This is a genomic window from Pseudomonas sp. CCNWLW23, from assembly GCF_037095675.1.
In the GTDB taxonomy this organism is placed as follows: Bacteria; Pseudomonadota; Gammaproteobacteria; order Pseudomonadales; family Pseudomonadaceae; genus Aquipseudomonas; species Aquipseudomonas atacamensis.
Genome location: NZ_JBAWKM010000001.1, coordinates 1 through 13661, shown reverse-complemented (window position 1 = coordinate 13661; position 13661 = coordinate 1). Strand labels below are relative to the sequence as shown.

Annotated in this window: 10 protein-coding genes and 2 pseudogenes; 8 read left to right on the top strand and 4 right to left on the bottom strand. The window is 61.0% G+C overall.

All coding sequences use genetic code 11. The annotated features are described in order from the left end of the window. The first annotated feature begins 134 nt into the window (after positions 1–134). Positions 135–1135 (top strand): annotated as a pseudogene (locus tag V8J63_RS00060) (GlxA family transcriptional regulator). A 39-nt stretch (positions 1136–1174) separates the two neighbouring features. On the opposite strand, the gene V8J63_RS00055 reads toward V8J63_RS00060, so the two are convergent. The 3 genes and pseudogenes from V8J63_RS00055 to V8J63_RS00045 form a co-directional block, all read right to left on the bottom strand. Then, positions 1175–1591: a DUF3010 family protein gene (locus V8J63_RS00055; protein ID WP_016772815.1), complete on the bottom strand. Its 417-nt coding sequence runs from the start codon at positions 1589–1591 to the stop codon at positions 1175–1177. A gap of 28 nt (positions 1592–1619) precedes the next feature. Continuing rightward, positions 1620–1847 (bottom strand): annotated as a pseudogene (locus V8J63_RS00050) (helix-turn-helix domain-containing protein); the annotation flags it as partial. Between the two features lie 10 nt (positions 1848–1857). Next, positions 1858–2259, bottom strand: a complete 402-nt coding sequence (locus V8J63_RS00045) for a lysozyme inhibitor LprI family protein (protein WP_024014598.1) — start codon at positions 2257–2259, stop codon at positions 1858–1860. A gap of 231 nt (positions 2260–2490) precedes the next feature. Here V8J63_RS00045 and V8J63_RS00040 point away from each other — a divergent pair, with 231 nt between their 5' ends. The 6 genes from V8J63_RS00040 to etfB all read left to right on the top strand — a co-directional run bounded on the left by V8J63_RS00040 (position 2491) and on the right by etfB (position 10216). Continuing rightward, positions 2491–3468 carry a dipeptidase gene (locus V8J63_RS00040; protein ID WP_016772817.1) on the top strand — a complete coding sequence of 326 codons (978 nt, stop codon included), beginning with the start codon at positions 2491–2493 and terminating at the stop codon, positions 3466–3468. Between the two features lie 78 nt (positions 3469–3546). After that, positions 3547–4077 carry a DUF5943 domain-containing protein gene (locus V8J63_RS00035; RefSeq protein WP_336463411.1) on the top strand — a complete coding sequence of 177 codons (531 nt, stop codon included), beginning with the start codon at positions 3547–3549 and terminating at the stop codon, positions 4075–4077. 15 nt (positions 4078–4092) lie between these two features. Then, positions 4093–6153 (top strand): dimethylglycine demethylation protein DgcA, encoded by a 2061-nt coding sequence (gene dgcA, locus V8J63_RS00030; protein ID WP_024014595.1) that lies wholly within the window; start codon positions 4093–4095, stop codon positions 6151–6153. A 113-nt stretch (positions 6154–6266) separates the two neighbouring features. Then, entirely contained in the window at positions 6267–8216 is a 1950-nt protein-coding gene (dgcB, locus tag V8J63_RS00025; RefSeq protein WP_122602950.1) for a dimethylglycine demethylation protein DgcB, read from the top strand. Next, complete coding sequence (gene etfA / locus V8J63_RS00020) at positions 8216–9436, top strand: electron transfer flavoprotein subunit alpha (protein ID WP_151551871.1); 1221 nt, start codon at positions 8216–8218, stop codon at positions 9434–9436. The genes dgcB and etfA overlap by 1 nt, the downstream gene beginning before the upstream one ends. Before the next feature lie 9 nt (positions 9437–9445). After that, positions 9446–10216 carry an electron transfer flavoprotein subunit beta gene (gene etfB, locus V8J63_RS00015; protein WP_336463410.1) on the top strand — a complete coding sequence of 257 codons (771 nt, stop codon included), beginning with the start codon at positions 9446–9448 and terminating at the stop codon, positions 10214–10216. A gap of 929 nt (positions 10217–11145) precedes the next feature. Here etfB and gbcA read toward each other — a convergent pair. Next, positions 11146–12441: a glycine-betaine demethylase subunit GbcA gene (gene gbcA / locus V8J63_RS00010; protein ID WP_122748161.1), complete on the bottom strand. Its 1296-nt coding sequence runs from the start codon at positions 12439–12441 to the stop codon at positions 11146–11148. Between the two features lie 295 nt (positions 12442–12736). Between gbcA and gbcB the strand changes: the two genes are divergently transcribed. After that, positions 12737–13661: glycine-betaine demethylase subunit GbcB (gene gbcB, locus V8J63_RS00005; RefSeq protein WP_336463409.1), on the top strand; the 925-nt coding region annotated here is incomplete at its 3' end.

The following is a 13661-nucleotide window of genomic DNA, read 5'->3' as shown; positions in this document are numbered from 1 at the left end:
CCAAGTTACGCAGCTATGCACCCGTGAAAGCGCACTGCGGCGACTGGCATTTGCACTGTAGCGACCTGCACGCTTGAACGCCGCCGATAATCGGCGTATCAACGAGCCACGCGACCCGCCAACCGAGTGCGCCCATGTCCCAGGATTTCTACTTTTTGCTGATGCCGGGGTTCTCCGCCATTGGCTTTATTTCCGCGATCGAACCGCTGCGCGTAGCCAACCGCTTTCGCGGCGAGTTGTACCGCTGGCATGTGCTCAGCGCCGATGGCGGCGCGGTACTGGCGAGCAACGGCATGTCGGTCAACGCCGATGCGGCACTGGAGCCGCTGAAGAAAGGCGCGACCTTGCTGGTGGTGGCCGGCTTCGAACCGCTGAAGTTCATCACGCCGACGCTGGAGCACTGGCTGCGCAGGCTGGACAAGGACGGCGTAACCCTCGGCGCCATCGACACCGGCAGCTTCGTCCTCGCCGAAGCGGGCCTGCTCGATGGCCATCGCCTGACCCTGCACTGGGAGGCGATCGATGCGTTCAAGGAATCTTATCCACAGCTCAGCGTGACCCAGGAGCTGTTCGAGATCGACCGGCGGCGGATCACCTCGGCGGGTGGCACGGCCTCGATTGATCTGATGCTCGACCTGATTGCCCAGGCCCACGGCCCGCAACTGGCGATTCAGGTCAGCGAGCAGTTTGTGCTCGGGCGCATACGCCCACGCAAGGATCACCAGCGCATGGAAGTCGCCACGCGTTACGGCATCAGCAACAAGAAACTGGTGCAGGTGATCGGCGAGATGGAACAGCACAGCGAACCGCCGCTGACCACGTTGCAACTGGCGGAGTCGATCAAGGTGACCCGGCGGCAACTGGAGCGTTTGTTCCGGCTGCACCTGAACGATACGCCGAGCAACTTCTATCTGCGGTTGAGGCTGGAAAAGGCCCGGCAGTTGCTGCGCCAGACCGATATGAGCGTGCTCGAAGTCAGCATTGCCTGCGGTTTTGAATCACCGTCGTATTTCACCCGCAGTTATCGCGCGCGTTTCGCCCGCTGCCCCCGCGAAGACCGGCGTACCGCACAGATCTGAAAGTCAAAAGATCGCAGCCTTCGGCAGCTCCTACAGGGAAATGCATTCCAAAGTAGGAGCTGCCGAAGGCTGCGATCTTTTGATCTTGCTCTTGGTTACTTCTTCACCAACGCTGAACACGCCGCCTTGTAAGCCTCATGCTGATACTTGTTCAACGTCCCCGGCAGTTCAAAGTTGTGCTTCTTGGCCTGGGCATTGATCGTCTGCGGCGACAGCAGCGTCACCTCACAACCATCCAGCAACTGAAACACACCCTCGATCTTGAACGTCGTCGGCCCACCGGCAAACTCGCCTTTTTTGCTGCGCTTCTTGATCGCGATCCGGTCCACCGAGTTTTCCCGCACAAACGACGCGACCTGCGCCGCAAACCGCCGCACGTTCGCCGCCTCGTCATCGTCATCCAGAGCAATCTTCTTCGTGGCGAGAGGGACGTGGCTCAACGTCGAACCGTCGAGCGCCGCCACCGCGATGATCGCTTCGCTGCCTTTGATTTCAATGCCGCAGATGTTCATGGGAATTCCTTTGAATAAAGAGGGCAGCCTACAGCTCAAGCTGACTGGTTGTGATGCCGAACGCGGCGGCGATTTTCTCGCGGGTGGCCTTGCGGGGTTTGGCGACTGTTTCCTGCTGGGCAAAAGCCGGTTGCGAGATGCCCATGCGCTTCGCCACTTCTTCCTGAGTCAGGTTGAGATATTCGCGCCAGGCGCGGATCGGTGTTGCGCCGTCAACCATATGGCTGACCACTTCATGAGGAATCATTGATTTATCCTTTGTATGTTTATTCCTGCCCGATCGACTCCAAAAACTCCGACCGTTCATCACTCATCCGCGCGACACAATCATTCTGCGCAATGGTGAACGCCTTGCTCCCCGCCGTTGCCGGGAACGCTTCCACCGCGCAATCCGCATCCCGCGTCTTCAACCATTGTTGCTGGGCGGTTTTCAGTTTGGCGGTGATGTCGGCCAGTTGCGTCGGGTTCTTGCCGTAGGCGGCCTGCATGCGTTCGTTGAGGCTGGCGTAGTTGTCCTTGAGCAGGTCTTCGGCGGTGCTGCGGCTGTAGGCGGAGCATTCCAGGGTCTGGATGTCGTTTTCCACCGCGTCGCACGGGTTGTTCTCGGATTCTTCGGCGGCGTGGGCGCCGGTCGCAATCAGTGCCAGGGCGAGGAAGATCGATTTCATTGGGGTCGCTCTAATCCGTTGGTAGGTGCAGGCTGCGGCAGATTCTGGCGCAAGCGCGCGGGCTTGAACAGCCAGCCGAGGAGGGCGGCCGACGACCCTTTGTCGCGGATTGACGCTTTCGGCAATTCCCCTGTCGTTTTTGCACCCGGTCGCCCCGGCACCGAGGCATATGCTGGCCCCAAAGCGCCGGCAGACGATTCGGCGCATGAATTGCCAATAAGGGGACGCCTGATGAGCCCAGCCGAATTACACGCCGACAGCATCGTTATCGACGGTCTGATCATTGCCAAATGGAACCGCGAGCTGTTCGAAGACATGCGCAAGGGCGGTCTGACGGCGGCCAACTGCACTGTGTCGGTGTGGGAAGGCTTTCAGGCGACCGTGAACAACATTGCTGCCAGCCAGAAACTGATCCGCGAGAACAGCGACCTGGTGATGCCGGTGCGCACCACCGCCGACATCCGTCGGGCCAAGGAACAAGGCAAGACCGGCATCCTCTTCGGCTTCCAGAATGCCCATGCCTTTGAAGACCAGATTGGCTATGTCGAGGTGTTCAAGCAGCTCGGCGTTGGCATCGTCCAGATGTGCTACAACACCCAGAATCTGGTCGGCACCGGGTGCTACGAGCGTGATGGCGGCCTGTCAGGTTTCGGTCGCGAGATCGTCGCCGAGATGAACCGCGTCGGCGTCATGTGCGACCTGTCCCACGTCGGTTCCAAGACCTCCGAAGAAGTCATTCTCGAATCGAAAAAACCGGTCTGCTACTCGCACTGCCTGCCGTCGGGTCTCAAAGAGCACCCGCGCAACAAATCCGATGCAGAGCTGAAGTTCATTGCCGACCACGGCGGTTTCGTCGGCGTGACCATGTTCGCGCCGTTCCTCGCCAAGGGCATCGATTCGACCATCGACGATTACGCCGAAGCGATCGAATACACCATGAACATCGTTGGCGAAGACGCCATCGGTATCGGCACCGATTTCACTCAGGGTCACGGTCAAGACTTCTTCGAATACCTGACCCACGACAAGGGTTACGCCCGCCGCCTGACCAGCTTCGGCAAGATCATCAACCCGCTGGGCATCCGCACCGTCGGCGAATTCCCCAACCTCACCGAAACCCTGCTCAAGCGCGGCCATTCCGAGCGCGTGGTGCGCAAGATCATGGGCGAGAACTGGGTAAGCGTCCTGAAAGACGTCTGGGGCGAATAAGCCGCCACACTTCTGAATCCTTTCTCCCGGCCATCCGCGCCGGGGGCAACACACAAAATTTTCTGGAGTTAAGTTTCCATGGCCAAGATCGCCCCGCAATTGCCAATCGAAGTCGACAGCGAGACCGGTGTCTGGACCTCCGACGCCCTGCCAATGCTCTATGTGCCGCGTCACTTTTTCGTCAACAACCACATGGGCATCGAGGAAGTGCTCGGCGCTGAAGCCTATGCCGAGATCCTCTACAAGGCCGGCTACAAATCCGCCTGGCACTGGTGTGAAAAGGAAGCCGAATGCCACGGGCTGGAAGGCGTCGCGGTGTTCGAGCACTACATGAAGCGCCTGTCGCAGCGCGGCTGGGGCCTGTTCAAGATTCAGGACATCGACCTCGACAAAGGCACCGCCAGCGTCAGGCTCGAACACTCGGCATTCGTGTACGTGTACGGCAAGGTCGGGCGCAAGGTCGATTACATGTTCACCGGCTGGTTCGCCGGCGCCATGGACCAGATTCTCGAAGCCCGTGGCAGCAAGATCCGTACTGTGGCCGAACAAGTCTACGGAGGCTCCGAAGAGGGCCACGATGACGGCTTGTTCATCGTCAAGCCGTTGTAAGCCGAGGACCGTGCCATGGCTTTCGAAGCAATGTTCCAGCCGATCCAGATCGGCAAACTGACCATCCGCAACCGCGTGCTCAGCACCGCGCACGCCGAGGTCTACGCGACTGACGGTGGCATGACCACTGACCGCTACGTCAAATACTACGAAGAGAAAGCCAAGGGCGGCATCGGCCTGGCGATCTGCGGCGGTTCGTCCGTGGTGGCGATCGACAGCCCGCAGGAATGGTGGAGTTCGGTCAATCTGTCCACCGACCGGATCATTCCGCACTTCCAGAATCTGGCCGACGCCATGCACAAGCATGGCGCCAAGATCATGATCCAGATTACCCACATGGGCCGTCGCTCGCGCTGGGACGGTTTCAACTGGCCGACCTTGATGTCGCCGTCGGGCATCCGTGAACCGGTGCACCGCGCCACTTGCAAAACCATCGAGCCGGAAGAGATCTGGCGAGTGATCGGCAACTACGCCCAGGCTGCGCGCCGGGCCAAGGCTGGTGGCCTCGATGGCGTCGAACTGTCGGCCGTGCACCAGCACATGATCGACCAGTTCTGGAGCCCGCGCGTCAACAAGCGTACCGATGAATGGGGCGGCACCTTCGAAGGGCGGATGAAGTTCGGCCTGGAAGTTCTGAAAGCCGTGCGCGCCGAGGTCGGTGACGACTTCTGCGTGGGCATGCGCCTGTGCGGTGACGAGTTCCACCCGGACGGCTTGTCCCACGAGGACATGAAGCAGATCGCCAAGTATTACGACGACACCGGCATGCTCGATTTCATCGGCGTGGTCGGCTCGGGTTGCGACACCCACAACACCCTGGCCAACGTGATTCCGAACATGAGTTATCCACCGGAGCCGTTCCTGCACCTGGCTGCCGGGATCAAGGAAGTGGTCAAGGTGCCGGTGTTGCACGCGCAGAACATCAAGGACCCGAACCAGGCCACGCGCATCCTTGAGGGCGGTTACGTCGACATGGTCGGCATGACCCGCGCGCACATTGCTGACCCGCACCTGATCGCCAAGATCAAGATGGGCCAGATCGACCAGATCAAGCAGTGCGTCGGCGCCAACTATTGCATCGACCGTCAGTATCAGGGCCTGGACGTGCTGTGCATCCAGAACGCCGCGACCTCCCGTGAATACATGGGCGTGCCGCACATCATCGAGAAATCCACCGGGCCGAAACGCAAGGTGGTGATCGTTGGTGCCGGCCCGGCCGGGATGGAAGCCGCACGCGTGGCTGCCGAGCGTGGCCACGATGTCACGCTGTTCGAGAAAAAAGACTTCATCGGCGGGCAGATCACCACCGCATCGAAAGCACCGCAGCGTGACCAGATCGCCGGCATCACCCGCTGGTTCCAGCTGGAACTGGCGCGGCTGAAAGTCGATCTGCGCCTGGGCACGGCGGCGGATGCCGACACCATCATGGACCTGCGTCCGGACGTGGTGGTGCTGGCGGTTGGCGGTCATCCGTACCTTGAGCAGAACGAACACTGGGGCGCGGCCGAGGGGCTGGTGGTCAGCAGCTGGGACGTGCTCGACGGCAAGGTTGCGCCGGGCAAGAACGTGCTGGTCTACGACACCATTTGCGAGTTCACCGGCATGTCGGTCGCCGACTTCCTCGCCGACAAGGGCAGCCAGGTCGAGATCGTTACCGACGACATCAAACCGGGCGTGGCCATCGGCGGCACGTCGTTCCCGACCTACTACCGCAGCATGTACCCGAAAGAAGTGATCATGACCGGCGACATGATGCTGGAGAAGGTCTACCGCGAGGGCGACAAGCTGATCGCAGTGCTGGAGAACGAATACACCGGCGCGAAAGAGGAACGGGTGGTCGATCAGGTGGTCGTCGAAAACGGCGTGCGCCCGGACGAGGAAATCTACTACGCCCTCAAGGACGGCTCGCGCAACAAGGGCCAGATCGACGTCGAAGCGCTGTTCGCGATCCAGCCGCAACCTTCGCTGAGCGAAGCGGGCGACGGCTACTTGCTGTTCCGCATCGGCGACTGCGTGGCGCAGCGTAATACACACGCCGCCATTTACGACGCACTTCGGCTCTGTAAGGATTTTTGACGGCTCAGCTGCAAGCCACAAGCTTCAAGCTGCAAGTAAATGCACAGCCGATCCATGCTGCTCTTTCTTGCCGCTTGTAGCTTGCAGCTTGCCGCTCGCCAGAGGTGACTCTGATGTTGAACACCCTTCTTCCAATCCTGTTGTTCGCAGCCCTGGGCCTTGCGGTCCTCGGCGCGTTGCGGCGGATGAACATGTGGCGCCGGGGGCGGGCGGCGAAGGTCGATCTGCTCGGTGGTCTGCTGGCCATGCCCAAGCGCTACATGGTCGACCTGCACCACGTCGTCGCGCGGGACAAATACATTGCCAACACCCACGTCGCCACGGCGGGCGGTGCGGTGGCGTCGATTGTGCTGGCCATTCTGGTGCACGGTTTCGGCCTGCATAACCGCATCCTTGGCTACGCCTTGCTGCTGATGTCGGCGGTGATGTTTGTCGGCGCGATCTTCATGTATCTGCGCCGGGTCAATCCGCCTGCGCGTCTGTCGAAAGGCCCGTGGATGCGCCTGCCGAAAAGCCTGCTGGCCTTCTCCGCGTCGTTTTTCCTGGTGACCCTTCCGGTCGCCGGGATCCTGCCGGAAAACTTCGGCGGTTGGGTGCTCGCCGCCATCCTCGGTGTTGGTGTGCTGTGGGGCGTGTCGGAACTGTTCTTCGGGATGACCTGGGGCGGGCCGATGAAGCACGCCTTTGCCGGTGCGCTGCACCTGGCCTGGCACCGTCGCCCGGAACGTTTCGGCGGCGGGCGCTCGACCGGTTTGAAGCCACTGGATCTGAACAATCCCGATGCGCCACTGGGCGTGGAAAAACCCAAGGATTTCACCTGGAACCAGTTGCTCGGTTTCGACGCCTGCGTGCAGTGCGGCAAGTGCGAAGCAGCGTGCCCGGCCTTCGCCGCCGGCCAGCCGCTGAACCCGAAAAAACTGATTCAGGACATGGTCGTCGGCCTCGCCGGCGGCACTGACGCGAAGTTCGCCGGCAGCCCGTATCCAGGCAAACCGATCGGCGAGCATGGCGGCAACCCGCACCAACCGATCGTCAACGGTCTGGTCGATGCCGAAACCCTGTGGTCGTGCACCACCTGCCGTGCCTGCGTCGAGGAATGCCCGATGATGATCGAGCACGTCGATGCGATCGTCGACATGCGCCGGCATCTGACCCTGGAAAAAGGTGCGACGCCGAACAAGGGTGCCGAAGTCCTCGAAAACCTGATCGCCACCGATAACCCCGGCGGTTTCGCCCCGGGCGGGCGGATGAACTGGGCGGCGGATCTGAACCTCAATCTGCTCAGTGAGAAGAAATCCACCGACGTGCTGTTCTGGGTCGGCGACGGCGCCTTCGACATGCGCAACCAGCGCACCCTGCGCGCGTTCGTCAAAGTGCTGAAAGCGGCAAACATCGACTTCGCCGTGCTCGGCCTCGAAGAGCGCGACAGTGGTGATGTGGCGCGGCGTCTCGGCGACGAGGCTACGTTCCAGTTGCTAGCCAAGCGCAACATCCAGACGTTGGCCAAATACAGCTTCAACCGCATCGTCACCTGCGATCCGCACAGTTTCCATGTGCTGAAAAACGAATACGGCGCCTTCGATGGCAACTACCTGGTGCAGCACCACAGCACCTACATGGCGGAAATCATTCAGGCCGGCGCGCTCAACCTCGGTCAGCACAAAGGCAACAGCGTGACCTATCACGATCCGTGCTACCTGGGCCGCTACAACGGCGAGTACGAAGCGCCGCGCGAAGTGCTGCGTGCCCTCGGCATTGAAGTCAAAGAGATGCAACGGTCCGGCTTCCGCTCACGCTGCTGCGGCGGTGGTGGCGGCGCGCCGATCACTGACATTCCGGGCAAGCAGCGTATCCCCGACATGCGCATGGAAGACATCCGCGAAACTGGCGCCGAACTGGTGGCGGTGGGTTGTCCACAGTGCACGGCGATGCTCGAAGGCGTGGTCGAACCGCGTCCGCTGATCAAGGACATCGCCGAACTGGTCGCCGACGCGTTGCTTGAGGACGCCGCGCCAAGCAAGCTTGCCACGCCGGCCAAACGTGAACCTGCGGAGGTGCACTGATGAGCGACATTATCCGCCGCGACCCGCGCGCCGAATGGATTGCCCGTAACCGTTTGCACCCGCTGCACGCGGCGATGCAACCGGCGCAGCACAGCTGGATGGGGCCCAATGGCGTCATCCGCAAGAATCTGCACGGCATGGGTTTTATCGGCCCCAACGGCATCAAACGGATCGACCGCAGCGGCGCGCAGCAGGGCGGGGCGGTCAAACGCTCGGCTGCTGTTGAAGTGCAGTTGCCGCTGCATCAGGTACCGGCTCCGGCGTTCTACATCAGCGTGGTGCCGGATATGGTCGGCGGTCGCCTGAGCAGCCACGACCGCGATCTGCTCGGCCTCGCTCACCAACTGGCCGGCACTGATGGTGCGGTGCTTGCTGTGGTGTTCGGCGAGCACAAGGAAAGCGCTTTCGAAACTGCTGGCGTCGATCGCCTGCTGGTGCTGGAAGGCGAGGAATTCAGCGGTTATGCACCGGAGCAGCGGGTGCAGGGTTTGCGCGCTGTGGATAACCAATTCAACCCGCGTCACTGGTTGCTGCCGGACAGCCGCAGCGGTGGCGGCGAACTCGGCCGGCGCTTTGCTGCAGCCTTGGGTGAGCGCCCGGCCACGCGGGTCTGGCAGGTTAAGGATCAAGAATGCATCGGCCGCGCCGGGGCCGGATTGCAAGACTTGGCGCGTCCAGTGGCGCGGTTGATTCTCGCCGCTGCCGAATGCGCAGAGCCGGTCAGCGAAACCCGTCACGAAGCGTTGCCAGTGGAGTTATCCACAAGCGTCGCGCGCAGCTTGTCGCGAATCGAGGATCTTGGTGCCGTGGCGGTGGATCCGGCAGCGATTCCGATGGCCGAAGCCGAGTTCATCTTCTCCGGCGGTAATGGTGTGAAGGACTGGCAGTTGTTCCACGAAACCGCCGCAGCCCTCGGCGCCACCGAAGGCGCTTCGCGGGTTGCGGTGGACGACGGCTTCATGGCGCGGGACCGCCAGGTCGGCGCGTCCGGCACCTGGGTCACCGCGCGGGTCTATGTGGCTGTGGGTATCTCTGGCGCGATCCAGCACCTGCAAGGCATTGGCGCCTGCGACAAGGTGGTGGCAATCAACCTTGATCCGGGTTGCGACATGATCAAGCGTGCCGACCTCTCGGTGATCGGCGAAAGCGCAGAGATTCTGCAAGCGTTGATCGAAGCGGTCGCGGCTTACCGCAACGAAGCCAAGCGCGATGCGGCTTAAGGAAACGCTATGAACACGAACGTTATCAGTCTGGTTTCAATCGGCGCTCACCCGACCTCAGGTCGGCCACGGCGCGCCGATCAGGATGCGCGCGCGGTGGAACTGGGCCTGCAACTGGCTGGGGATAACCTGCAAGTGCTGCACGCCGGTGATGTAGCCGAACCGGCCCTGCGCGCCTATTTGGGCATGGGCCTGGAACAGCTGCATGTGCTGGAACAACCCGCTGGCGCCGACGCCTTGCCGGCGCTGACCGCATACCTGCGCGATGCCGGAGCGCAAGTGGTGCTGACCGGTAGCCAGGCGGAAACCGGCGAAGGTTCAGGAATGTTGCCGTTCCTGCTGGCCGAAGGTCTGGGCTGGCCGCTGGTGGTGGGCCTGGCGCAGGTCGAATCGATCAATGATGGTTCAGCGCTGGTCCTGCAAGCGTTGCCGCGCGGCCAGCGACGCCGCTTGAAGGTCAAACTGCCGTTTCTGGCCACTGTGGATAACGCCGCGCCGAAGCCTCGGCAGAGCGCGTATGGCCCGGCACGACGGGGCGAATTGGCCGCCGATGACGTTGAAGTGGTGGAGGACCATTTGTTGGCCGTCGCCACACTGCAACCGGCCAAGCCACGGCCCAAGCGCTTGAAGGTGATCAAGGCCAAGAGCGGCGCCGACCGGATGAAGGCCGCGACGGCCAAAGCCAGTGGCGGCGGGGGGCAGGTGCTCAAGGGCGTTACCGCGCAGGCTGGGGCTGAAGCGATTCTGAAGTTGCTGATTGAAGAAGGCGTTGTCCGCTGAAAAGCCCCTCACCCTAGCCCTCTCCCAGAGGGAGAGGGGACCTACCGCGGCGAATTGGCCAAGTACACCGACCTGCGACATGGCGGTGGCCTTGGTCTGGCCAAGCCTGAGATCAATACAATGTTTCAGGTCGATGTAACCTCACCAGTCGACGCGGTCGGCCCCCTCTCCCTCTGGGAGAGGGTTGGGGTGAGGGGAAGCGGCTTACCCACATTCCCTGTTGGCGAAGCTGTGGATAACGTGTTCGCCCTTGCTCGCATCCCACGCCATTCAAGCCTTTCAGCCATAAGATCAAAAAACGATCAGCGTAACTCACGGATTTCTCTGGCTTTTCCGTCGGTATAAATAGAGAAGTTGCCCCCAATCTCTGTTGGCGCTTCTGTGGATAAGATGTTCGCTCTCAGCTGTAGGCCATATGGAGCAGGGCTTACATCGGTTTGATCAATTATTGATCAAATGTGATCCCCGGGCGCCGAGAGCTGTTAAGACGAAGGGGTTTTCCCCAGTCATAGGTGTTTTCCACAGAAGATTCAAAGTTGTCCCCGATCTCTGTTGGCGCTTCTGTGGATAACGTGTTTGCTACCCGCTGGAGGCCTTGGAAACCGTGGCCTGCATGGCGTTGATCAAAAAACGACCGATCGTTTTCAGAAACTGTGATTCATAATAAGTCACGGTTTTTCTTTGCAAGTCAGCAAGATATTTTTTGACTCATCCACAGTTACCCCCATTTGCTGTGGGCGGTTATGTGGATAACTTGTTTGCGGAAGGCTGGAGGGCTTGATGGGTATGGGGGCGGGGGTGATTGGTCGGAAATTGATCAACTGAAAGATGTAGCGTGGGTCAGGACGCCTTCGCGAGCAGGCTCGCTCCCACAGGGGAATGCATTCCACCTGTAGGAGCCGCCGCAGGCTGCGATCTTTTGCTTCTGATCAGCCCTGAACCGGTACACCTTTGAGGTAAGGCGCAGGCTCGGCCCCGAGGTTGTTCAACATCCGCTCGCTGTACCAGTCGACGAAGTTGACCACGCCGAATTCATAGGTCTTCGAGTAAGGCCCCGGCTGGTAAGCGGTGGAGTTGATCCCGCGCTGGTTTTCCTCAGCCAGACGGCGGTCCTGATCGTTGGTCGCGTCCCACACCTGGCGCATGCGCTCGACGTCGTAATCGACACCTTCCACCGCATCCTTGTGCACCAGCCACTTGGTGGTGACCATGGTTTCCTGAGCGCTGATCGGCCACACGGTGAAGACGATGATGTGATCGCCCATGCAGTGGTTCCACGAGTGCGGCAGGTGCAGGATGCGCATCGAGCCCAGGTCCGGGTTCTTGATGCGGCCCATCAGTTTCGCGCAGCCTTGCTTGCCGTCGAGGGTCATCGATACGGTGCCCTTGAGCAGCGGCATGCGCACGATACGGTTGCGCAAGCCGAAACTGGCGTGGGCGTAAGGGATCTTTTCCGCTTCCCAGGCAGCGGCGGAGGCGGCGACGTGATCCTTGAACGCCTGATCGGCGCGCGGGTCGGTGACGTCGTCCCACTCCAGCAGGGTTTTCAACAGTTCCGGGTGCGACGCGTTGCAGTGGTAGCACTCGCGGTTGTTTTCCAGCACCAGTTTCCAGTTGGCTTTCTCCATCAAGGTGGTGGTAATCGCCACCTTGGTGTTCTCCATGTCGTACGGTTCCATGTAATGGTTGAGCGTCGACAGGAAGTCATCGATGGCCGGCGGGTTCTCCGCCAGGCTGATGAAGATGTAGCCGCCAGCGGTTTTCACGTTCACCGGTTTCAGGCCGTATTGCTTCATGTCGAAGTCGGCGCCCATCTCGGTGCCGGCGAACAGCAGGCGACCGTCCAGTTCGTAAGTCCACTGGTGGTAATGGCAGACCAGTTTGGCGACTTTGCCTTTATCACTGGTGCACAGGCGCGAGCCACGGTGACGGCAGACGTTGTGGAACGCGTGCACCACGCCCTCGGCGCCGCGAATGACGATGATCGGGTTCTTGCCGACCTGCAGGGTCAGATAGTTGCCCTTGGCCGGGATCTCGCAGGTCATGCCGGCGATCAACCATTCCTTCTGGAAGATCTCCTGCATATCGATATCGAACAGACGTTCGTCGCTGTAGAACGGCTGTGGCAGCGAAAAAGTGCGCTCGCGCTCCTGAAGCATTTGTGCGGTGGCCTTGCGTGCGGGTTCCAGCGGATCGCCCAGGCTGATTTTTGCGGTGACGTCCATCGATGTAATCCTCATGGCCCTCTGCGTGGCCGGCGAAAGTGGCTGATCAGGTGTGCTGCAAAACGGTTGCTACGCAAGGTGTAAAGAAGTCGTCTTGTGTTGGGCGAGTGTGGGGCCGGCGCTGGGGGGAACCTTATCCATGCGCGACATGGCGCAATCTGTTCCCGACGCGCAAGTCCCGGTGTTCAAGGGCTGGTCGCGATAAGTATGTCAATGTCGCGGATAGGTAAACGCGCGGTCTGCGCTATACGCAGAATCGCCGACAAGAGGCCGACAGTCGGCCGTGGAGAACAGCATGTCCAACAGCTTCCTGAATCCGGTCACCACCCAGACCTGGGCCAATGGCCGACACATTGTCCGTTGCGTCAAAGTCATCCAGGAAACCTGGGATGTGCGCACCTTCTGCTTTATGGCCGACCAGCCGATCCTGTTCTTCTTCAAGCCGGGGCAGTTCGTCACCCTGGAGCTGGAAATCGAAGGCCAGCCGATCATGCGCTCGTACACGATTTCCAGCTCGCCGTCGGTGCCGTACAGCTTTTCGGTGACGATCAAACGCGTGCCGGGCGGCAAGGTCTCGAACTGGTTGCACGACACTTTGCATGAAGGTCAGGAGCTGGCGGTGCACGGCCCGGTCGGGCTGTTCAACGCGATCGACTTCCCGAGCCCGAAGGTCCTGTATCTGAGCGGTGGCGTCGGCATCACCCCGTGCATGTCGATGGCGCGCTGGTTCTACGACACCAACGCCAACGTCGACATGACTTTCGTGCACAGCGCGCGGTCGCCGAAAGACATCATTTACCACCGCGAACTCGAGCACATGGCGTCGCGGATCGACAACTTCAGCCTGCACCTGATCTGCGAAAAACACGGCCTCGGTGAGCCATGGGCCGGTTATCGCGGTTACCTGAACCACAAGATGCTCGAACTTATGGTTCCGGACTTCCTCGAACGCGAAGTGTTCTGCTGCGGCCCGACGCCATACATGACTGCGGTCAAACGCCTGCTGGAAGCGGCCGGCTACGACATGTCGCGCTACCACGAAGAATCCTTCGGCGCCACGCCACCCGAGGCCCGCGCCGACGCGGTGGAACAGGCCGAACAAGCCGCCGATGCGCCGGAAATCGACGCCGCGGATCTGCACCAGGTGGAATTCACCGCGTCCGGCAAGAGCATCCGCGTCGGCCCGGGCGAAACCGTCCACGCGGCAGCCGCCAAACTCG